We start from the raw sequence: 21,113 nt of genomic DNA, 5'->3' as shown, positions 1-21,113 counted from the left end.
CCCAGGCGGCCTGAAGGCTCAGGTTGCCTGAGCCAACTTCGAGAAAAGAGAGCGCGCGATGAACGCACCGACGACTGCCAACGAAGACCTGCTCTACTCCGTCACGGACGGCATCGCGCGGATCACCTTCAACCGCCCGCAGGCGCGCAACGCACTGACCTTCGCCATGTATGAGCGCATGGCGGAGATCTGCCACGAGATCAACGCCGACCGCTCGATCAAGGCGCTGATCCTGACCGGCGCCGGCGACAAGGCGTTTGCCTCCGGCACCGACATTTCCCAGTTTCGCGCGTTCAAAACCGCGCAGGATGCGCTCGACTATGAAGCCCGCATCGATCGCGTGCTCGGCACACTCGAGCAGTGCCGCGTGCCCGTGATCGCAGCGATCGCCGGAGCCTGCACCGGCGGCGGCGCCGGAATTGCGGCGTGCTGCGACCTCCGCATCGGGACTGAAACGACGCGCATCGGGTTTCCGATCGCGCGCACGCTCGGCAACTGCCTGTCGATGTCGAACATCAGCCGCGTCGTCTCGCTGGTCGGCCCCGCCCGCACCAAGGATATGATCTTCAAGGCGCGCCTCGTCGAGGCGCCGGAAGCACTGGCCCTCGGCCTCCTCACCGAGGTCGTCCCTGATGTCGAGACGCTGCAGCGGCGCGCCGACGAGACCGCCAGGCTCGTGGCGAGCCACGCCCCGCTGACGCTCGAAGCGACCAAGGAGGCAGTGCGCCGCATTCGCCGCACGCTGTCGCGCGAAGAGGGCGAGGATCTGATCCTCAAGGCCTATATGAGCGAAGATTTCCGCGAGGGAATGGACGCCTTCCTCAACAAGCGCACGCCGAACTGGAAGGGCAAGTAGCGCATCTGCGGCTTAGCTTCGTCAGCCGAAAGTCATAGGCAGCGGCATGCCCGGGTGCTTGAACTTACCCGCATTAATCCGCACAATGCGTCTACAAATTCCTTGCAAACAAAGCCAATAATCCAGGGGACGAAACTCGTGCGAATTCTAGTGAAAGCTGTTGGCGTTGCAGCGGCGCTATCGTTGAGCGCGCCAGCCTTTGCCGGCTGGGAGCCGACCAAACCGGTCGAGATCGTGGTCGCGGCGGGCGCGGGCGGCGCCTCCGACCAGATGGCGCGGATGATGCAGGCCGCGATCCAGAAGAACAATCTGATGAAGCAGCCGATCGTGGTCTCGCTCAAGGGCGGGGCTTCCGGCGCCGAAGCACTGATGTACATGAAATCCAGCGAGGGCGACCCCAACAAGGTGCTGATCGCCTATTCGCTGATCTACATGCTGCCGCTGTCGGCGAAGATTCCGTTCAACTGGCGTGAGCTCACCCCGGTTTCGGTGATCGCGCTCGACCAGTTCGTGCTGTGGGACAACAGCGCGGGTCCCAAGTCGGTGAAGGAGTTCGTCGCCGCCGCGAAGGCGGCAGCCGCGCCGTTCAAGATGGGCGGCACCGGCTCCAAGCGCGAGGATCACGTGCTGACCGTGTTCCTCGAGCAGAAGACCGGCGCGAAATTCTCCTATCTGCCCTACAAGTCCGGCGGCGAGGCGGCGACCCAACTCGTCGGCAACCACACCGAATCCAACGTCAACAATCCATCCGAGAATCTTGAGGTCTGGCGCGCGGGCCAGGTGCGTCCGCTCTGTGTGTTCGACAAGGAACGAATCTCCTACACCAGCAAGGTGACGGAGACGCAGTCCTGGGCCGACATCCCCACCTGCAAGGAGGAGGGCGTCGATGTGCAGTATCTGATGCTGCGCGCGACGTTCCTGCCCGGCAAGGTCACCGCGGAACAGCAGGCGTTCTATGTCGAGCTGTTCCACAAGGTGACGCAGACGTCCGAATACAAGGACTACATGGAAAAGCAGGCGCTGAAGCCGATCTTCCTCACCGGCAAGGACATGGTGCAATTCCTCGAGGAGGACGATGCAGTCAACAAGTCGCTGATGACGGAAGCCGGGTTCGTCGCGAAGTAGCCGTCTCTTCTCCCTCGCCCCGTTCTTTCGGAGATGCGACGAGCTTTGCTCGCGATGGGAGGTTGGGGTGAGGGCCCTCTCCCCGAATCCAACCCTCGCCGTCCCCGTTGAGACGTCCCGCACCCCCCTCTCTCCGCAAGCGGGGAGAGGGGGGAATTGAACTTACTCCGTCCCAAACGGCTCATGCCCCAAACCGACCTTGAAATCGTCGTCGACGATCCGACCGCGCCCGAAGACGACTCGCCTTCCGTCGTTTCCTCCGGCACGATCGAGATATTCGTCTGTCTCCTGTTGCTCGCGCTGGCCGCCACGCTCGGCTACGACAATTGGCGCACCGGCGCCTCCTGGGATTCGACCGGGCCGGAGCCCGGCTATTTCCCGTTCTATCTCTCCGTCATTCTCGGTGGTGCCAGCCTCTACGGCCTGATCGTGGCGCTGGTCGCGCACCGCGCGGCACCCGCAACCTTCGTTACGCGCGCGCAAGCCCGCCGCGTGATGGCCGTGTTCGTGCCGACGCTGCTGTTCTGCCTGGCGACGCAGTTTCTCGGCCTCTATGTCGCGAGCTTCCTCCTGATCGCCAGCTTCATGCGCCTCGTCGGCAAGATCGCGCTGTGGAAGTCGCTGCTCACCGCTGCTGTATTCACGGCGATCATGTTCGTTACCTTCGACATCGCCTTCGACGTCATCATGCCGAAAGGGCCGCTCGAAGCGGCCTTCGGCCACTAAGGCGAGCCCGCGATGGAAGCTTTCGGCCTGTTGCTTCACGGCTTCGCCGTCCTGCTGACGTGGAAGACGCTCGTGCTGATGATGGTCGGGCTGGTGCTCGGCATCTTCGTCGGCGTGTTGCCCGGACTCGGAGGACCCAACGGCGTCGCGATACTGTTGCCGCTCACCTTCACGATGGATCCGACCTCGGCGATCGTGATGCTGTCCTGCATCTACTGGGGCGCGTTGTTCGGCGGCGCGATCACCTCGATCCTGTTCAACATCCCCGGCGAGGCCTGGTCGGTCGCGACCACCTTCGACGGCTATCCGATGGCGCAGCAGGGCAGGGCGGCGGAGGCGCTAACCGCGGCGTTCACGTCCTCCTTCATCGGCTCGCTGGTCGCGGTGCTCCTTATCACCTTCCTCGCCCCGATGATCTCATCCTTTGCGCTGAAGTTCGGCCCGCCCGAGTTCTTCGCGGTGTATCTTTTGACCTTCTGCTCCTTCGTTGGTCTCGGGCGCGAGGCCAAGCACAAGACCGTCATCTCGATGTCGCTGGGGCTGTTGCTCGCCGGCATCGGCATGGACACGGTGTCAGGCAATCTGCGCATGACGTTCGGCTCGTCCGAGCTGCTCCGCGGCATCAACTTCCTGGTCGCCGTCATCGGCCTGTTTGGCATCAGCGAGATCCTGCTGACGATGGAGGAGCGGCTCGCGTTGCGCGGACACGCGGCGAGCATTTCGTTGCGCGTCGTGCTTGCTGTGTGGAAGGACCTGCCGAAATACTGGGTGACGCTGCTGCGCTCCTCCTTCATCGGCTGCTGGCTCGGCATTACCCCGGGCGGGGCGATCGCGGCCTCTTTCATGGGGTACAATCTGGCAAAACGCTTTGCCAACGATCCCGAGAGCTTCGGCAAGGGCCGCATCGAGGGGGTGTTCGCGCCGGAGACGGCGGCGCATGCCTCCGGCACCGCGGCGCTGCTGCCGATGCTGGCGCTCGGCATTCCCGGCTCCGGCACCGCGGCGATCCTGCTCGGCGGGTTGATGGTGTGGGGGCTCAATCCGGGACCGCTGCTGTTCGTGGAGCACAAGGATTTCGTCTGGGGCCTGATCGCCTCGATGTATCTCGGCAATGTCGTCGGCCTCGTGCTGGTGCTGACGACGGTGCCGATCTTCGCCTCGATCTTGCGCGTGCCGTTCGCCGCAGTGGCGCCGATGATCGTGGTGTCCTGCGCGATCGGCGCCTATGCGATCCAGAACGCGATGTTCGACATCTGGCTGATGCTCGGCTTCGGCGTCGTCGGCTACGTCTTCAAGAAGATCGGCATTCCGCTCGCGCCGTTCACGCTGGCGCTCGTGCTCGGCAACCGCGCCGAGGACGCCTTCCGACTGTCGATGATCGGTGCCGGCGGCGACCTCACGGTGTTCTGGTCGAACGGCCTGGTCGGCTCGATCACGACCTTGGCGATCGTGCTGCTGTTTTGGCCTGTGATCGACCGTCTCCTCGGACATCTAAAATCGAGGAGGCGATAGAAAACCGCATGGTCTTCTATTCGCTTATTGCTTCGCGACTAGCGCGGTTGCCGCAACGAGGGCGGCGAAGGCGGCCTGGGACACGATACCAATCTGCCAGTTCAGCTTACGTTTAGTGTGTATCCAGACATGGAAGCGTTGAAGCGTCACGAGCGGTTCTCGCTTGTAGAGGCTATGCACGAACTGGAGCGGGTCGGGCAGCATGCCGGCGGCTGCGCCCAGTGCGATCACCCAAATCGGCGCGCTTGGGTAAAATAGAAGGATCGCCAAGGCGAATCCCGCCGATGCATCGGTTGCAATCGTGAGCAGGTCCATCCACAACCGACGATCCGCCTTCAACAGTCGGTTATCGGCATTCTTGCGAACTGAGATTGCTTGAAGAGGATAGTCCCAATGTGGAATTGCATCGATCACAAAATGGCTCACAAATCCTGCGACAGCGACCACGATCGGATGGGAGGGCAACATATAAGCGATGGCGCCGCCAACAATCGCGTGTGTACTTAGAATCATACCGGACCGTACCGCTCGAGCATCCGCCCCACAAAAGCACGGCCTCACCCAGAAGCACAAGGCCGTCCCCAGGGTGCGTCCCCCAGACACAATTGTGAACTCGCGACCTTTAACGAGGAGGCGGTCAGTAAACGCAGGCTGAACGAGCGTCTTCCGTTCGCTGACCATCTTGTTCCAAGGCGACACGAGCCGGGTACCGGACCGTGCGCGAGCGCGTTCACTAGGCGACCTGAGACGAGCGTGCTTTTTCATGTCGCTTTCTGCTCGTCACTTTGAATCTACACGACCCTCGCCGCCCTGAGAGCTACAATTTCTTCTTGATCAAAACCGAATTCTGCCAGCACTTCGTCAGTCTGCTCGCCGAACTCCGGCGGCCGCGCCACCATCCTGCTCGGCGTGCGCGACAGCGTCACGGGCTGGCCGACCAGACGGATGTCGCGATCCTCATCATTGGGCACCTCCTGCGCGATGCCGAGATGCTTGACCTGTTCGTCTTCGAACATCTGGTCGATGGCGTAGATCGGCCCGCAGGGCACGCCGGCCTCGTTGAGTTCACGGACCCAGGTCTCGGTGGACTTCGTCAAGGTACGCTTCTCGATCTCTGCATTGAGCGCGTCGCGGTTCTTGGAGCGGGCCGGCGCGGTCAGATAGTCGGGATGGCTGAAGAGTTCCGGTGCGCCGATCGCCTGCGCGCAGCGCTCCCAGATCCGGCCGCCCGTAGTGGCGATGTTGATGTAGCCGTCCGAGGTCCTGAACACGCCGGTCGGAATGCTGGTCGGATGGTTGTTGCCGGCCTGCTTTGCCACTTCCTTCTCCATCAGCCAGCGTACGGCCTGGAAGTCGAGCATGAAGATTTGGGCCTGCAGCAGCGAGGTCTGCACCCACTGGCCCTTGCCCGAAACCTCGCGCTCCAGCAGCGCGGTGAGGATGCCCATGGCACAGAACAGACCGGCGGTGAGGTCGGCGACCGGAATGCCGACCCGCATCGGGCCTTCGCCCGGCGCGCCGGTGATCGACATCAGCCCGCCCATGCCTTGCGCGATCTGATCGAAGCCCGGACGCTTGTGGTAGGGCCCGTCCTGGCCGAAGCCGGAGATGCTCCCGTAGACGATGCGCGGATTGATCCTGGCGAGGCCCTCGTAGTCGATGCCGAGCTTCTTTTTCACGTCGGGACGGAAATTCTCCACCAGGACGTCGGCTTTGGCGGCGAGGCGCTTGAATACGGCGAGCCCGCGCTCGTCCTTCAGGTTCAGCGTCATCGCTCGCTTGTTGCGATGCAAATTCTGGAAGTCGGAGCCCCGCCGCGGCCCGCCCGGCTGCTCGCCGCCGGCATCCTCGGTCAGCGCGTCGATCTTGATCACGTTCGCGCCCCAGTCCGCGAGCTGCCGCACGCAGGTGGGCCCGGACCGGACGCGGGTCAGATCGAGCACGGTGAAGCGTGACAGGGCTTCCGAGGCATGTGGAAAGGGCATCTTGATGGGCTCCGGGACAGATTGCGGGCCTACCATAGTGCCGAAAGACCATGCGGCAAGACATCACGCGGCAGGTCAGGGCCGCGCGGATGCCGCCTGTCGAAATGCAACGGCTGAGCGGCGCCCGCGCAGGATCAGCGCGCCAGCTGTTTCAGCTCGGCGCGCGCCTGCTCGGCCAGCGGGTCATCGCCGTGGCGCGCAATGAACAGCTCGAACGCCTCCCGCGTTCCCTTGCGACGGGCGGATTCGTACTCCTCCGCGACCGCCGCCAAGGGGTCGCGGGCCATTGGAACGGAGGGCGCGCGCGCTGTGCCGCCTTGTTTGCCGCTCTCATCCGCATTGGCTTTTCCGACCATGACAGGCAGTCCTCCGAAGGGGATATGGCCCGACCCGGAGAGCGCCACCAGGGCGCCAAACAGACCGGCCGAGAGTAGACGTACTTTCATGGTTCCCTCGCAAATCGCGGGCCGTCGGAACCGGTATCCTCCTCCGGGGCCGTATGACTACGGCATTTGATGGCTAACACGGCCTTATGAAAGGAGTCTGGATCGGTACGCCAAAATTAAACCAAACGTTTACTCCTCAAGCTAGAATCACCTGTCGCGCCCCGAATCGAACGGGGTTTGCTGCTCCGGAGATTCCCTTGGCTACCGCTGTCAACGTCAGTGCGACCAACAACGCCGAAATCGACGGCTTGCTGTCGGGCTACAAATGGTCCGGGGCGATCACCTACAGCTTTCCGGACGCTGCAAGCGACTACGCCAGTTCCTATGCCGGTGGCAGCGGTGAGCCGACGAAGTCAGGTTTTGCCTCGGCGCCGAGTCAGATGCAGGCGGCCATCAATTACGCGATTGGACTGATCCTCGGCTACACCAGCGCCAGCATCCAGTACGCCGGGACGAACGGCGCCGACATCATGATCGCGCAGTCGCCGTCGGCCAATCCGACATCCTACGCCTATTACCCCGGCAACTACGCGTCGGGCGGCGACGTCTGGTTCGGGACTGGTTACGACTACACGCAGGCGAAGCTCGGCAACTACTTTTTCACGACCGCGCTGCACGAGCTCGGCCATGCCCTCGGCCTCAAGCACAGTCAGGAAGCGGGCGGACCCGCCAATGTCGCGGTGCCGAGCGCGCACGATGATAGCGAATACACCGTCATGAGCTATCGCAGCTATGTCGGAGCTTCGACGACAAGCGGCTACACTAACGAGGCTTATGGATATCCGCAGACCTATATGGCAAACGATATCCTCGCACTGCAGACGATGTACGGCGCGAACTACACTACCCAGGGCGGGACCACCGTCTATACATGGAGCCCGACCACCGGACAGGAGTTCATCAACGGCGCCGGCCGGCCGGCCGACAATGGCGGTGCCGGTGGCTCGGCCAATCGCATCTATGAGACGATCTGGGATGGTGGCGGCGTCGATACCTACGACTTGTCGAACTACACGACGAACCTGAGCATCAACCTCAATCCAGGTGCGTCGTCCGTGTTCTCGTCGGTTCAACTGGCCAATCTCGGAAACGGCCATTACGCATCGGGCAACGTGTACAACGCTTATCTCTACAACGGCGACGCGCGCTCCTACATCGACAACGCCATCGGCGGCTCCGGCAACGACACGATTCTAGGGAACGCGATTGCAAACACCTTGAACGGTGGTCTGGGCGCCGACACCATGAAGGGCGGACTTGGCGATGACGTCTACGTTGTCGATAACCCCAATGACCTAGTGATCGAAAACCCCAATGAAGGAGCTGATTCTGTTCAGACCACACTGGCGAGTTATTACCTGGCGGCCAATGTGGAGAACCTCAGTTTTGCAGATAACGCCCCTCATACGGGCATTGGTAACTCGCTAGACAACGCGATTGTAGGAGGCGGCGGAAGCGATACGCTCAGCGGCGGAGCGCCGGGGGACGGCATCGCATCGTTCGGCGCTTGGAATGACTGGGGCAGCGGCGTCACAGCAGGTGACCAAGTCGTTGATGTCAATGGCGACCATATGGCCGACCTTGTGCATTTCGGTGCGAACCAAGTGAGCGCCAGTCTTTCAAACGGCTCAAGCTTCGGATCTTGGGCACATTGGGCAACCGGCATCACCTCAAGTGACCAGGTCATTGATCTCAACGGCGACGGTAATGCGGATCTTCTGCAACTTTATCATGGTCGTGCCCTTGTCGCGCTATCGAACGGGAGCGCGTTCGGACCTTGGACCGATTGGACGACGAACACCACCAGCACAGATCGGGCGGTGGATGTAAATGGCGACCATATGGCCGACTTGGTCCAGTTTGGTCCCGACAGCGTGTCGGTAGCCCTGTCAAACGGGACCAGCTTCGGCCATTGGCAGCAATGGGCCACCGGCATCACACCGGACGACCAAATTGTCGACCTGAACGGCGACGGTAATGCGGATCTCTTGCAGCTTTGGCATGGCCGAGCTCTCGTGGCCCTATCGAACGGCAGCGGTTTTGGAGCTTGGCAGGACTGGACAACTGGCGTTACGTCGAGCGACAAGGCCATCGACGTGAACGGCGACCATATGGCCGACTTGCTGCAATTTAGCACAGAGAACGTCAAAGTCGCGCTGTCCACCGGCACCTCGTTCGGTCCAGGGATCATTGGTACTGGCGGCATCACGCCAAGCGACAAGCCGATCGACGTGAATGGTGACGGCAGCGCCGACCTTGTCCAGTTTTACCAAGGCCGCGCCATCGTTGCGCTGAACCAGCCGGGTACCGGCAACGATACCCTGACCGGTGGAGCGGGCAGCGACAATTTCATTTTTGAGTTGTCCTTCGGGAACGACATTGTGACGGACTTCCACCCAGGCTCGGACACGATCCAACTCGACAAAGCGATGTTTCTCAGCTTTGCCGACGTTTCCGCCCACACTGCGGATGACGGTCTTGGTAATACCGTCATCGCGTTTGATGCGAACAACACGATTGCCTTGGATGGCGTCTTAAAGGCCTCGCTGTCCGCGAGCGACTTCCATTTCGTATAGCCGAAAATATTCACGATCCGCTGCAGATCTGCCGCAGCCTTACCGGTGCGGATGTTAGACTAGCCCGAAGCAGCGCTGAGCGTTGAGGCGCGCCCCCGTCCCTATACGGCGAATACGTGATCAGGATTGCCGGCGGACCAGACCGCCTCTCCCCGAACTCGCACCACCGGTCCCGCGGTGACCGCCGCCACCACCACCGAAGCTGCCACCGCCCAATCCCGCGCCTCCGTTACCCATGCCCGCGCCAGTACCTACGTGTCCTTCGCCTCCGCCAATCTTGCCGGGGTCGGCCCCCCGCGCCCCTCCATTAGCGCCATCGGTGCGTTGCCATCCGCGTCTTGCACGGACAGGTCGCTGCCTCCGAAGCGGGACCTTTGTGCGCCTACCTGCAAAAATCTCCTCAGATTAGGTTTCCAGAACCCGGAGGGCGAAGCTTCTCGGCTTCCAGACAGGCAGGACAGATGCCTTTTGACGGCCTGAGAACCGACATCATGACCGTGCCGAATTCGAGAACAGCTGCCGATCTCAAGGGTGGGCATCGTTCGTCGTTTGCCTAGGTGCCGCAACTCTGAAAACGGCAACAGCCTGTCGAAGACCTCAGAACGAAAACGGCTGATCTACCAAGTCGACGCATCGTTGAACCCTGACGCGCCCCTGTGTATGACCTCTCGGTCCGCAGCAAGCTCAGTCAAGACCTTATTGTGGACTATTCATCCCGTGAGCGATTGGTCATCCCACTCGATCGTGCGGGTTCGATCAACCAACATAACCAACTCCGTCGTCCCTGCTGGACAGCATCCCCTTGGCGAAGACACTGTGACAGGATAGCCACACTTCCGGGCCACCAGTATCATCGCCAAAGATGGGCCACCAAAGCCACGCAGTGCCACGTGGAAGGGACCGGTGCCTGAGTGATCGGGGCGCCCTCGAAGGTCAACCAGCTTCCACCCCCAAAGAAACAGATGCGTCAGGGCGCCCGTTAAGCGCATTGTCGTACCCAATTGATCGTTGCTAGCTCTACTATAAGGCGAGTTGATTTCTGAATTGGACCTTGTTTCACTGTTTCTCGTCGAGTATTCGAGGCGCCACGGAAATGAAACTCGACCTTGTGGTGGATTTGAGAGCCTTATGGCGAGAGACCAACTCGATATGACGCCGCTGCGATCGCGCGACGAGCTCGTCGCGTGGTTCGAGGCAGGCTGCAAGCCACCGTCCGAGTGGCGAATGGGCACGGAGCACGAGAAGACGCCGTTCACGCTCGAAGGTCATCGCCCGGTGCCCTACGAGGGACCGCGCGGTATCGGCGCGCTGCTCGAAGGCATGAAGCTCCTGCTCGGCTGGGAGCCGATCATGGAGAAGGGCAACATCATCGGCCTCTATGACGTCACCGGCGGCGGTGCGATCTCGCTCGAGCCCGGCGGGCAGTTCGAGCTTTCAGGCGCCCCCGTCGAGAACGTGCACCAGACCCAGAGCGAGCTGATGGCGCATCTGGCGCAGGTGCGCGAGATCGCAACGCCGCTCGGCATCGGCTTCCTCGGGCTCGGCATGACGCCGTCCTGGTCGCGCGCCGACATCCCCGTGATGCCCAAGGGCCGCTACAAGATCATGACCAACTACATGCCGAAGGTCGGCCAGTACGGCCTCGACATGATGTACCGGACCTGCACGGTACAGACCAATCTCGACTTCTCCTCCGAAGCCGACATGGTGAAGAAGCTGCGTGTTTCGCTCGCGCTCCAGCCGGTCGCAACCGCCTTGTTCGCCAATTCGCCGTTTACCGAGGGCAAGCCGAACGGCTTCCTCTCCTTCCGGTCCGAGATCTGGCGCGACACCGACAACGCGCGTGCCGGCATGATGCCGTGGGCATTCGAGGACGGCATGGGCTTCGAGCGCTATGTCGACTACGCGCTCGACGTGCCCATGTATTTCGTCAAGCGCGACGAGGACTACATCGACGTCTCGGGCTCCTCGTTCCGCGCCTTCTTCGATGGCCGCAACAACAATTTGCCCGGGGAACGTCCGACGCTGTCGGATTGGGCCAACCATCTTTCGACGATTTTCCCGGAGGTGCGGCTCAAGCGCTATCTCGAGATGCGCGGCTCCGATGGTGGCCCGTGGGGCCGACTGCCGGCGCTATCGGCGTTCTGGGCCGGGCTGCTCTACGACGATGTGTCGCTCGATGCCGCCTGGGACCTTGTGAAGCACTGGACTGCGCCCGAGCGTCAGTCGCTGCGTGACGACGTGCCGCGCTTCGGCCTCCGCGCGCACGTTCGTGACAGCTCAGTTCGCGAACTTGCAAGAGCTTGTCTTGATATTGCTCGAGCTGGATTGAAACGTAGGAAAAAGTACGATGCGAAGGGAAGTGATGAAGCCGTTTATCTCGCGCCCCTCGAGCGAATTGTGCGCACTGGAGTGACGCCGGCCGAAGAAATGCTGGCGAAGTTTCATGGCCTATGGGGTCACTCTGTGTCCGATGTACACAGAGAGTACAAATTCGACGAAGACGCGTTTCTCGAGCCAACGCTGCCGGTCGCAAGTGACCAGTTGGTCTAGTGCTTTGTAGAGTTGTAATCGATTGTGAATCGAGACGGCGCAACTCCGTCGATTTCTCCGGCGAAATGCGCTGAAGAAGGCTTCTGCACTTCCCGCTGTTTGGTTTTGGTCGGGGCTACGGCGAGCATGGTAACATTTGAAGTAGCGCCGGAATTGACAAGGTCAGCTCCTCGATTGTTGCGATGGTGGGGTTCTAATCTGTGACCAGAGATTCGCGAGATGCGCTGCAGCCTTATGTCCCGCGTTGACAGCTCGCTCGAAAAGTAGGAATTGCAACCCGGGTAGGAGCGGGGAACTTTGGAAGTGCTGCAGCTCGAACGTGCTTGGCTGGAGAACAAATGAAGATCCTCCGCTTGTTAGACATCTTGATTGCGGGGACCGCCCTGCTGCTCGCCGGCCCATTGCTAGTTGCCAGCATGTTCCTGATCTGGTGCCGAGACAGGCACTCGCCTTTTTACGTTTCCGACCGAGTCGGGCAGGATGGAAGGCTGTTCCGGATGATCAAGCTGCGCTCAATGGAAGTAGGAGCGGATCGCACGGGAGTTGATTCGACAAGCCGCGACGACGAACGTATCACGCCCGTGGGCCGCCTTCTACGACGCCTAAAGCTCGATGAGCTGCCGCAGCTCTGGAACGTCCTGAAGGGCGAGATGAGCTTGGTAGGACCACGACCTAATGTGAAGAGAGAAACTGATCTTTACTCGCCGGAGGAGCGCCGCTTGCTGACTCTAGCTCCCGGCATCACGGACTTGGCCTCAATTGTGTTTTCTGACGAAGGTGATGTTCTCTCAGGCTCGGCCGACCCTGACCTTGCTTACAATCAACTCATACGACCATGGAAGAGCCGTCTCGGGCTGTTGTATATTGATCATTGCGGGCTAGAGCTCTATTGTAAAATTCTTTTCAACACCGCTATTGGGATCATGTCGCGGAGACATGCACTTGCTGGGGTCAACGGTATCCTTCGAAAGTTCCGAGCTGATCCGGTATTGATCGAGGTAGCCCACCGACGACGGCCTCTTGATGCGGCCCCACCCCCTGGAATGTCGAACGTCGTGACCTCGCGGCAGCCGAGGCGTCGCTGAGATTTGAAATCAATAGGCCTCTGCACTGCGCTTACCCCTTGGTACCGACGTAAAGGGTTGCGCGACATATCGTATTTTTCTATGGTCCCGCGCGCTTCTGCAGCCTGGATAGTTCCTTGCAGGGGTCGAGCTTGGCAGCCGTCTTGAAGCTAGCCGCGGGGCACAAAATGCTGAACTTGGGTGACCTGGCGGATCCTCGCCAATTTAGAGATCCGATCAACCTTCGTAACGAGAATACTGAGGCTCTACTTCAGGATCTTGATACAATGCTGCGAATTCGGAGGGTCGAGCTCGCAATTGCGGCTCTAGTTCGCTCCGGAGAGGCCGCGTGCCCGTGTCATTTGGCGGTCGGACAGGAAGCGGTCTCTGTTGGCGTCGCCCGACACCTGCGCAAAACCGATCGTTGTTTCGGCAATCACCGCTCGCATGGACATTACCTAGCGCTCGGCGGGGCTGTGGGTCCACTAATAGCCGAGATTCTCGGCAAGGCGAGTGGGTGCTCGAAGGGAATGGGCGGTTCGATGCACCTATATGGGGGCGAATTCGGCTTCATGGGTTCTGTTCCCATCGTAGCTGGAACCATCCCTATTGCTGCTGGTGCGGCTCTTGCCGCTAAATTCTCGGGCCAGGGCGATGTGGCGGTCGCGTACTTTGGTGACGGTGCGTGCGAGGAGGGCGTGGTTCATGAGACGCTCAATATGGCAGCGGCAATGAAATTGCCGGTTCTATTTGTCGTTGAAAACAATCTGTTCTCTAGCCACCTCGATCTTCACTTGCGTCAGCCGGCGACCTCCATGTCACGGTTTGCCGAAGCTCACTGCATCCGTTCGGAGGTTGTCGACGGCAACGATGTTGTCAGTGTGGCTCAGGCGGCGGACAGCCTTATCGCGCCAATGCGCAGCGGCGCTGGACCCGGCCTGTTGGAAGCCGTGACGTACCGGTGGCTCGGACACGTCGGTCCGAATGAGGATGTAGACGTTGGTGTTCATCGAAGTCTCGCGGAACTGAATGCTTGGAAGAAGCGTGATCCGATACACAGGCTGGAGCAGTCTCTTGTTAGCGCGAGAGGGGTTGCGCAAGTGCGGCTGCAGGACATCCGAGCTGCTATCGATGACCAGGTAGAAAAAGCGGTCGAGGCCGCGCGTGCAGCCGAATATCCGAAAGCCTCAGCGCTCTTGGAAATGGTATACAAAAGCCCACGCCGTGCGCAGGAAAGCGAGCCATGAGTCGGATGAAATATGGAGACGCTATTCGGGCGGGGTTTGAATATCTGCTGGAGAACCATAAGGAAGTCTTTGTCCTCGGGCAGGGCGTGTGGAGCCCATGGTACGTTGGCAATACGATGCTCGAACTTGAGAAAAAGTTCGGCAAAGAGCGTATCATTGACACGCCTGTCTCTGAAGCAGCAACGACAGGAGCGGCAATCGGTGCAGCACTCTGTGGTTATCGGCCTATCGTTATTCACCCCCGAATGGATTTCATGATCCTCGCCTGCGACGCGATTGTTAATCAGGCGGCGAAATGGTCGCATATGCTCGGAGGCCAAGCGCACCCCGCGCTGACCATCCGTTCGATCATAAATCGCGGAGGTGAGCAGGGCGCGCAGCACTCCCAGGCTCTTCATTCGTGGTTCGCGCATATTCCTGGACTGCGTGTTGTGATGCCCGCGACGGCCATTGATGCCCGCGATCTCTTGATCTCGTCGGTGCTGTGTGACGACCCGGTTTTGTACATCGATGACCGTTGGCTGTACGATTCCGAAGACGAGATGCAACCTGTCTACGATCACCCGTTACATTTTCAGGGACCTGTAGTTAGGCGCAGCGGAACTGACGTGACAATGGTCGGTGCCGGTTGGGGATACAAGCTTGTGCAGGAAGCAGCTGATCTACTGCACGAGCATGGCGTATCGGCCGAGATTATTGACGTCCGGATTCTCAATCCTTTTGATCCGCGGGTCATCGTGGGATCTGTGCGAAAGACTGGCCGGCTCATTGTCGCCGACGGAGGCTGGCAAACGTGCGGCTTCGGTGCTGAGGTGATCGCAGCCGTCTGCGAACGTCTCCCTGTTTCAGCCTGGCGTGCAAATCCGCTTCGCATCGGCCTCGCGAGCGCACCAGCGCCGACAAGCAAGCCTCTCGAAGCGACATACTATCCTACTGCGGAAAGTGTATTTTCGGCTGCTCGGGACCTTGTGATCGATGCTGCCGGGGCTAAGTTGTCGCAGGTGGCTCCTCAGTAAGACCTCATCCGTATTAGGTTATTTCAAATGCAAGTTCCCTTCTTTGATTGGTCGCGCCTTTACACGGAACGAAGCGACAAATTTCGCGAAATCATGCATGAGACGTGCATGCGCGGAGGATTTATCCTTCAAAAGGATGTCGTCAAGTTCGAGGAAAACTTGCGCACCTTCTTGGGGGTCAAGCATGCTGTTGCACTGTCTGATGCCACGAACGCCATTCTGTTGGGACTGCGCGCATCGGGGATTCGCCCCGGAGATGAGGTCATTCTACCATCGCACGGTTTCGTTGCCGCGGCGCAATCGATCCACCACGCGGGTGGTGTGCCGATCCTAGTTGAGATCGGCGAGGATTGGATGGTCGATCCGGCTGCGATGGAGAAGGCAATTACTGAGCGGACCCGTTTTTTGATGCCCGTTCAGGTCAACGGTCGAACTTGTGATATGGATCAAATCCAGGCAATCGCTCACCGGCACAACTTGATCGTGATTGAGGATTCCGCGCAAGCGCTTGGTGCGAAATACAAGGGGCGGCCAACCGGCACGATCGGTCAATGGGGGTGCTATAGTTTCTATCCGTCGAAAACCCTGGGCTGCTTCGGCGACGGCGGTGCCCTTGTTACAAACGATGACGAGATCGCGCGCCGCGTGAAACTAATGCGCAACCATGGTGCAAATGAAGATAAAGTAATCGAGCCAGACATTGCCGTCTGGGGCACCAATTCGCGGCTCGACAATATCCACGCGGCTATCTTGAACTACAAGCTCGGCTATTACGCTGAAACCTTGGACCGCCGACGAGAGATCGCAAAGCGTTATCACGATGCATTTGCCGACCTTGAAGAAATATCCCGACCACCAGGGCCCGACTCAGATTCCGACCGAGTTGACGTATTCCAAAACTATGAGCTAGAGGCGGACCGCCGCGACGAATTACGCTCGCACTTGCGGGCTACAGGAATAGGTACGATCGTTCAGTGGGGTGGGCTTGGGATGCACCAGATGCGCGGATTAGGCTTCAGCCAAGAGCTCAAGCGGACTGATCGCTTCTTTGAGCGGTCACTTCTTTTGCCGATGAACCACATGCTAACTGATGCAGAGGTGAACTATATCATCGACCAAGTTAGACAATTTTACCGCTAGAAGAATAGCTTCGACGGTTGTCCGGTGCTGCTTTGGAGATTGGAGCGCGATGGGAGCGGCTAACAAATTCAGATTGGTTGCAGTGCAGGAGGACCCAAGTTAACTCCCCGACCTGGTTAGTCAGCTCGCATCTCTAAAGCGAGATAGATTAGGTTGAATAGATTCGGGATTTCCAATTCAGCTTGACTCAAATCAACATGCTGGCTGATAGGAGGCCAGCATGGATAGGCAAGTAATATTCTCTACGGCAAACCTGTCGCGTCGCGTTCCAGGTCGGGATATCGCGCAATCAATTGGGGACGCGAGCAGCACGGCAATAGGCTGGATGTAGCGCGTTGACGAGACGGCTACGTTGAGCCTGATTAAATAGGGCGGGCACAAGCCGATGGCAGTTTCGGAAGGTTTCGCCGACTGCCTAGTAGCGATCAAGGATAGCGATTTCACCATAAATGACCTCGTTGGCGAGCTTGCCGTACGCGGTTCGAAGGTCCCCATAGTTGGTATGCGACTTCGTGCACGCCGAGAAGCTTAGCTTCAAAACGGCGTGGCGGGCTGGCACGCTCCTCCCGAGGTTGCGCCACGCAAGCCCGAAGGAAAAGCATCAAGGTCGCGGTGAAGCTCAGCGACTGGCCTTCATCGACGAGAGCTGGGCCACAACCGAATATAGATCCTTGCCAATCTCAAGTACCTGCTTCGCAAAGCCGCCGAGCGACCTTCGACGCGGTCCGAGTCTCATCGCGCATGCAATGCTATCACCCCGCGGAATGCGCCAACTGTCTCAAAAGTTCTGGCTATCAAACCTGATACCGTCAAGCCTTAACGAATACCCCGTTGAGTGTCTCCAATGAGGATCGATGTCAGACACCGCTGCAGGACAATGATCATTCTTTCGGTCAGTTGCGACGGACGGCGCCGTGCTGTATCAATATTTCGATGACCTTGTTGGCCAGTTGGTCTGGCTGTTGTCCAACAGTTTCCAAACGAATCTCTGGGGCGGCCGGAGGCTGGTATGGCGCGTCCACCCCGGTGAAGTTTTTGATCTTGCCGGCCTTAGCTTTAGAATAGAGGCCTTTTGGATCACGCCGTTCACACTCCTCCATTGGCGTGTCGACGAAGACCTCCACGAACTCGCCTTCGTCGACGAGTTCTCTAATCATGTCCCGCTCGGCCGTGTAGGGCGAAATGAAAGAGCAGATCACGATCAGCCCGCTCTCGACCATCAATTTCGCAACTTCCCCCACTCTTCGGATGTTCTCAACCCGATCCGCCTCGGTGAAGCCGAGATCACGGTTAAGGCCGTGGCGGATGTTATCGCCATCCAGGAGCATAGTGTGACATGACATCGCGAATAGCTTCTGGTCGACAATGTTGGCGATGGTCGACTTACCTGCGCCGGAGAGCCCAGTGAACCAGATGATACAGGGCTTCTGGTGCTTCAACTCCGACCGCTCCTTCTTTCCGATTGCGAGTGGCTGCCAGGCAATATTGGTAGCGCGCCGCAGCGGGAAACTGATCATGCCCGCGCCAACTGTTCGATTGGTGTAACGATCGATCACAATGAACGAACCGGTGCGTCGGTTCAGTTCATATGGGTCGAAACTAACGGGACGCGCCGTGGCAACGTTGCAGAACCCAATCTCGTTCAGCCCGAGTGTAGTGGCCGCGAGATGCTCACGTGTGTTCACGTCGATCTTGTATTTGATCCCAGTGAAGCTTCCGGCAGGGATTGATTGGGTGCCAACCCTAAAGGCATAAGTCCGACCTGGCACCAAGGCTTCCTCGTCCATCCATATGACGTGGGCCGCAAACTGATCGGCGACGTAAGGGCTTTCCGTCGGCGTAGCCAAGATATCTCCACGGCCGACGTCAATTTCGTCAGTAAGCGTGATGGTTACGGCATCGCCTGCTTCAGCCCGCAAAAGTTCGCCGTCGTAGGTCACGATCTGCTTGACTTGGGAGTTGCGGCCCGAAGCCGCCACGACAATCTCGTCGCCGAGGGTGATGCTACCAGAAGCGACCGTTCCCGCATAACCACGAAAATCGAGATTGGGCCGGTTCACCCACTGCACCGGAAAGCGGAACGGCAGATTCGCAGTGTCGGAATCTACATCGACTCTCTCCAGGTGCTCCAATAGACAAGGACCCTGATACCAGTCTGTATTTCCCGATCGGCTGATGATGTTGTCGCCGTACCTGGCGCATACCGGGATCGGTGCAATCGAGGCGAAGCCAAGCGTCGACGCGAAGGCAGCATAATCGCCTACGATGCGGTCGAACACTTCCTTGCGGTAGTCGACAAGATCAATCTTGTTCACCGCTAGAACGATATGCCGAATGCCCAAGAGGGAACAAATGAATGAGTGGCGCTTGGTTTGCACCAACACGCCTTTGCGTGCGTCGATTAGGATTATGGCAAGCTGGGCGTTGGAGGCACCTGTCGCCATGTTGCGGGTATATTGTTCGTGACCGGGCGTATCTGCCACCATGAAGGCTCTGCGAGGTGTGGCGACAAAGCGATAAGCTACATCGATAGTTATTCCTTGTTCGCGCTCGGCCTCAAGGCCGTCAACTAGAAGGGCAAAGTCAATCTCATTGCCGGTAGTTCCGTGCCGGGTGCTGTCGCGGGCGAGTGCTTGCAATTGATCATCATAAACCATCTTGCTGTCGTGTAGTAGCCGGCCGATTAGCGTCGACTTTCCGTCGTCAACCGAGCCGCAGGTAATGAAGCGGAGATGATCTTTGCTGTCGGATGAGCCGGTCCGTCGCAATGTATCCATCAGAAGTAGCCTTCTCTCTTCTTCTTCTCCATCGAGGCCGCCTCGTCGGTATCTATCAGGCGCCCTTGGCGCTCCGAGACTTTTGCGACCTGCATCTCGGCAACGATGTCCTCAATGTTGGAAGCGTTGGACTCGATGGCACCGCTCAACGGATAGCAGCCGAGCGTACGGAAACGGATCATCCGAAGCTCCGGTCTTTCATTCGGTAACAACGGAAGCCGCTCGTCGTCGACCATTATCATTGCACCATTCCGTTGAACAACCGGCCGCTTTTTGGCGAAATAGAGCGGAACAACCGGAATTCTTTCCAGCATGATGTACTCCCAGATGTCGAGCTCGGTCCAGTTCGACATGGGGAATACACGCATCGATTCGCCGGGGCGGATTCGCGTGTTGAAAAGATTCCAGAGCTCAGGCCTCTGATTGCGAGGATCCCAGACATGTCCGTGGGAACGGAATGAAAAGATGCGTTCCTTAGCCCGACTCTTCTCCTCGTCCCGGCGTGCGCCGCCGAATGCCGCATCAAACCCATGGAGATCGAGCGCCTGCTTGAGCGCGTCGGTTTTCATCACTTGAGTGTGCAGGGCAGAGCCGGAGCCAATCGGATTGATGCCCCGGTCGACCCCTTCCTTATTAGTATGTACAATGAGATTGATGCCTAGACGCCTCACGGTCTCATCGCGAAAAGCAATCATTTCGCGAAACTTCCAGGTCGTATCGACATGCATCAACGGGAAGGGCAGCTTCCCCGGATAGAAAGCTTTCAACCCGACGTGCAACATGACGCTTGAGTCTTTGCCAATCGAGTAAAGCATGACTGGCTTTTTGAACTCGGCCAAGACATCGCGCATGATTTCGATCGATTCGGATTCCAGCCTGCGTAGATGCAGTGGCAATTTGCGGGTTTCAGGTTTGGTATTTTGTGCGTTCATTTCGAACATCCTGGTGACATTCCCCAAGCAACAAATTCGCCGTTTCGATAGTCCAACTTGCCATAGCGCATTGGGGAGCCGTTGAGCGCGACTACGCTGCCGCCTGCAGCGGAAAGAACAGCATGCCCGGCCGCCGTGTCCCATTCCATCGTTGGCGCGAGTCGAGGGTAAACATCAGCCTCGCCCTCAGCGATGATACAGAACTTCAGAGATGAGCCGGAAGCTCGGAAGTCGTTGATCTGGTGGCATTCAATCCACGCCTTCGTTGCCGCGTCCAGGTGAGAACGGCTGACGACAGCGCGCGGCCCTTGGGAGGGAGCTGTTCGCACCTTTATCGAATGCATGTTGCTGAATGAGAGGGCGGTATTGTCTCCGCGAGTGTCCAGCTTGAATGCAGTCGTGCCGCCCATATAGAGCTGGTGCAAGGCCGGAGCGTACACTGCGCCTGCAACAGGAGTGGCGCGTTCGATGAGAGCAATGTTCACTGTAAAATCACTCTCTCCCCGTATGAATTCCTTCGTTCCGTCAAGCGGGTCCACTAGGATGAAGCGGTCAGCTCCGAACGAGAGGACATTCGGGCTAGTCTCCTCGCTTACCACTGGGATGTTCGACAGGTTCCGCTCAAGGCAGGATCGGATAAGTTCGTCAGCTTCAAGGTCCGCGGCGGTCACAGGCGAGCCGTCCGCCTTAATTTTAGGGCGGCCAGAAGATTCCCGATCCTTCATGATGACCTCGCCTGCGCGGACGGCGATCAAGCCGAATAGCCGAGCGATCCTGTCAAATTCTTCCATCGGGACCTTCTCTTCAAGTGGGTATCTTTCAATTGAGGCCCGGAATAGGCTGACTCTATTCCACCTTCCAGGGCCGGAAGCTGCTTACAGGATACCGCAAGCACCCCACTAGCCCCTATAGGTCGTGAACGCTTTCCGCAATCCCGGTTTTGAGATCGTCTTGAGGTTGCTCGCATCGCATTTGAAGCCGATTGGAGCGGCCGCGCCCAACTACCAACAGCGGCAACGTTCCCGTTCCAGGAGGCTCAAGTTGCCGCCATAAGCGCCCAGGGGCTTGGCCGCAAGCTCCTTTGCTATCGACATATGGCGACCGCCAGGCGACAAGCGCCTTGTTATTTCTGGGTGAACTAATTGCTACTGAGCGGGC

General features: G+C 59.0%; 16 protein-coding genes. 10 read left to right on the top strand and 6 right to left on the bottom strand.

Annotated features, from left to right (window positions below; all coding sequences use genetic code 11):
• Positions 1-58: 58 nt before the first annotated feature.
• The 4 genes from BRA471DRAFT_RS25900 to BRA471DRAFT_RS25885 all read left to right on the top strand — a co-directional run bounded on the left by BRA471DRAFT_RS25900 (position 59) and on the right by BRA471DRAFT_RS25885 (position 4,219).
• Positions 59-856 (top strand): enoyl-CoA hydratase/isomerase family protein, encoded by a 798-nt coding sequence (locus tag BRA471DRAFT_RS25900; protein WP_007612619.1) that lies wholly within the window; start codon positions 59-61, stop codon positions 854-856.
• 138 nt (positions 857-994) lie between these two features.
• Positions 995-1,981 (top strand): tripartite tricarboxylate transporter substrate binding protein, encoded by a 987-nt coding sequence (locus BRA471DRAFT_RS25895; protein WP_007612617.1) that lies wholly within the window; start codon positions 995-997, stop codon positions 1,979-1,981.
• A 183-nt stretch (positions 1,982-2,164) separates the two neighbouring features.
• Positions 2,165-2,707, top strand: coding sequence for a tripartite tricarboxylate transporter TctB family protein (locus BRA471DRAFT_RS25890; protein WP_035974269.1), 543 nt, complete (start codon positions 2,165-2,167; stop codon positions 2,705-2,707).
• A gap of 12 nt (positions 2,708-2,719) precedes the next feature.
• Complete coding sequence (locus BRA471DRAFT_RS25885; protein ID WP_007612613.1) at positions 2,720-4,219, top strand: tripartite tricarboxylate transporter permease; 1,500 nt, start codon at positions 2,720-2,722, stop codon at positions 4,217-4,219.
• A 24-nt stretch (positions 4,220-4,243) separates the two neighbouring features.
• Here the strand turns inward: BRA471DRAFT_RS25885 and BRA471DRAFT_RS25880 are convergent, their stop codons facing one another.
• The 3 genes from BRA471DRAFT_RS25880 to BRA471DRAFT_RS25870 all read right to left on the bottom strand — a co-directional run bounded on the left by BRA471DRAFT_RS25880 (position 4,244) and on the right by BRA471DRAFT_RS25870 (position 6,650).
• Complete coding sequence (locus tag BRA471DRAFT_RS25880; RefSeq protein WP_231170965.1) at positions 4,244-4,732, bottom strand: hypothetical protein; 489 nt, start codon at positions 4,730-4,732, stop codon at positions 4,244-4,246.
• Positions 4,733-5,010: 278 nt separating this feature from the next.
• Positions 5,011-6,204 carry a CaiB/BaiF CoA-transferase family protein gene (locus BRA471DRAFT_RS25875; protein ID WP_007612609.1) on the bottom strand — a complete coding sequence of 398 codons (1,194 nt, stop codon included), beginning with the start codon at positions 6,202-6,204 and terminating at the stop codon, positions 5,011-5,013.
• 134 nt (positions 6,205-6,338) lie between these two features.
• Positions 6,339-6,650, bottom strand: coding sequence for a hypothetical protein (locus BRA471DRAFT_RS25870; protein ID WP_007612608.1), 312 nt, complete (start codon positions 6,648-6,650; stop codon positions 6,339-6,341).
• Positions 6,651-6,847: 197 nt separating this feature from the next.
• Between BRA471DRAFT_RS25870 and BRA471DRAFT_RS25865 the strand changes: the two genes are divergently transcribed.
• The 6 genes from BRA471DRAFT_RS25865 to BRA471DRAFT_RS25840 all read left to right on the top strand — a co-directional run bounded on the left by BRA471DRAFT_RS25865 (position 6,848) and on the right by BRA471DRAFT_RS25840 (position 16,246).
• Positions 6,848-9,226, top strand: a complete 2,379-nt coding sequence (locus BRA471DRAFT_RS25865; RefSeq protein WP_007612607.1) for a M10 family metallopeptidase C-terminal domain-containing protein — start codon at positions 6,848-6,850, stop codon at positions 9,224-9,226.
• A 1,128-nt stretch (positions 9,227-10,354) separates the two neighbouring features.
• The gene (locus BRA471DRAFT_RS25860) at positions 10,355-11,779 is read left to right on the top strand and encodes a glutamate--cysteine ligase (protein ID WP_007612606.1); all 1,425 of its coding nucleotides are present in this window, start codon (positions 10,355-10,357) and stop codon (positions 11,777-11,779) included.
• A 338-nt stretch (positions 11,780-12,117) separates the two neighbouring features.
• Positions 12,118-12,864 (top strand): sugar transferase, encoded by a 747-nt coding sequence (locus BRA471DRAFT_RS25855; protein ID WP_007612604.1) that lies wholly within the window; start codon positions 12,118-12,120, stop codon positions 12,862-12,864.
• A 167-nt stretch (positions 12,865-13,031) separates the two neighbouring features.
• Entirely contained in the window at positions 13,032-14,090 is a 1,059-nt protein-coding gene (locus BRA471DRAFT_RS25850; protein WP_007612603.1) for a thiamine pyrophosphate-dependent dehydrogenase E1 component subunit alpha, read from the top strand.
• Complete coding sequence (locus BRA471DRAFT_RS25845; RefSeq protein ID WP_007612602.1) at positions 14,087-15,106, top strand: alpha-ketoacid dehydrogenase subunit beta; 1,020 nt, start codon at positions 14,087-14,089, stop codon at positions 15,104-15,106. Before BRA471DRAFT_RS25850 ends, BRA471DRAFT_RS25845 begins: the two co-directional genes overlap by 4 nt.
• A gap of 27 nt (positions 15,107-15,133) precedes the next feature.
• The gene (locus BRA471DRAFT_RS25840) at positions 15,134-16,246 is read left to right on the top strand and encodes a DegT/DnrJ/EryC1/StrS aminotransferase family protein (protein ID WP_007612601.1); all 1,113 of its coding nucleotides are present in this window, start codon (positions 15,134-15,136) and stop codon (positions 16,244-16,246) included.
• An 893-nt stretch (positions 16,247-17,139) separates the two neighbouring features.
• Here the strand turns inward: BRA471DRAFT_RS25840 and cysN are convergent.
• The 3 genes from cysN to cysQ are packed head-to-tail and all read right to left on the bottom strand — an operon-like array spanning position 17,140 to position 20,746.
• Positions 17,140-19,023 (bottom strand): sulfate adenylyltransferase subunit CysN, encoded by a 1,884-nt coding sequence (gene cysN, locus BRA471DRAFT_RS25835; protein WP_007612600.1) that lies wholly within the window; start codon positions 19,021-19,023, stop codon positions 17,140-17,142.
• The gene (gene cysD, locus BRA471DRAFT_RS25830) at positions 19,023-19,955 is read right to left on the bottom strand and encodes a sulfate adenylyltransferase subunit CysD (protein WP_007612599.1); all 933 of its coding nucleotides are present in this window, start codon (positions 19,953-19,955) and stop codon (positions 19,023-19,025) included. The genes cysN and cysD overlap by 1 nt, the downstream gene beginning before the upstream one ends.
• Complete coding sequence (gene cysQ, locus BRA471DRAFT_RS25825; protein WP_007612598.1) at positions 19,952-20,746, bottom strand: 3'(2'),5'-bisphosphate nucleotidase CysQ; 795 nt, start codon at positions 20,744-20,746, stop codon at positions 19,952-19,954. Before cysQ ends, cysD begins: the two co-directional genes overlap by 4 nt.
• Positions 20,747-21,113 lie beyond the last annotated feature (367 nt).

It is taken from the genome of Bradyrhizobium sp. WSM471 (genome assembly GCF_000244915.1).
Classification (GTDB): Bacteria; Pseudomonadota; Alphaproteobacteria; order Rhizobiales; family Xanthobacteraceae; genus Bradyrhizobium.
Note: the sequence above shows the minus strand (reverse complement) of the source record. Positions and strands in the feature narration are given on the sequence as shown.

What these genes read in the sequence shown, in the direction of transcription:
- BRA471DRAFT_RS25845 (WP_007612602.1), top strand. Translation starts at nt 14,087, where the DNA reads ATGAGTCGGATGAAATATGGAGACGCTATTCGGGCGGGGTTTGAATAT.
- BRA471DRAFT_RS25870 (WP_007612608.1), bottom strand. Translation starts at nt 6,650, where the DNA reads ATGAAAGTACGTCTACTCTCGGCCGGTCTGTTTGGCGCCCTGGTGGCG.
- BRA471DRAFT_RS25885 (WP_007612613.1), top strand. Translation starts at nt 2,720, where the DNA reads ATGGAAGCTTTCGGCCTGTTGCTTCACGGCTTCGCCGTCCTGCTGACG.
- BRA471DRAFT_RS25860 (WP_007612606.1), top strand. Translation starts at nt 10,355, where the DNA reads ATGGCGAGAGACCAACTCGATATGACGCCGCTGCGATCGCGCGACGAG.
- BRA471DRAFT_RS25900 (WP_007612619.1), top strand. Translation starts at nt 59, where the DNA reads ATGAACGCACCGACGACTGCCAACGAAGACCTGCTCTACTCCGTCACG.
- BRA471DRAFT_RS25855 (WP_007612604.1), top strand. Translation starts at nt 12,118, where the DNA reads ATGAAGATCCTCCGCTTGTTAGACATCTTGATTGCGGGGACCGCCCTG.
- BRA471DRAFT_RS25875 (WP_007612609.1), bottom strand. Translation starts at nt 6,204, where the DNA reads ATGCCCTTTCCACATGCCTCGGAAGCCCTGTCACGCTTCACCGTGCTC.
- cysQ (WP_007612598.1), bottom strand. Translation starts at nt 20,746, where the DNA reads ATGGAAGAATTTGACAGGATCGCTCGGCTATTCGGCTTGATCGCCGTC.
- cysD (WP_007612599.1), bottom strand. Translation starts at nt 19,955, where the DNA reads ATGAACGCACAAAATACCAAACCTGAAACCCGCAAATTGCCACTGCAT.
- BRA471DRAFT_RS25840 (WP_007612601.1), top strand. Translation starts at nt 15,134, where the DNA reads ATGCAAGTTCCCTTCTTTGATTGGTCGCGCCTTTACACGGAACGAAGC.
- BRA471DRAFT_RS25880 (WP_231170965.1), bottom strand. Translation starts at nt 4,732, where the DNA reads ATGATTCTAAGTACACACGCGATTGTTGGCGGCGCCATCGCTTATATG.
- BRA471DRAFT_RS25890 (WP_035974269.1), top strand. Translation starts at nt 2,165, where the DNA reads ATGCCCCAAACCGACCTTGAAATCGTCGTCGACGATCCGACCGCGCCC.
- BRA471DRAFT_RS25850 (WP_007612603.1), top strand. Translation starts at nt 13,032, where the DNA reads ATGCTGAACTTGGGTGACCTGGCGGATCCTCGCCAATTTAGAGATCCG.
- cysN (WP_007612600.1), bottom strand. Translation starts at nt 19,023, where the DNA reads ATGGATACATTGCGACGGACCGGCTCATCCGACAGCAAAGATCATCTC.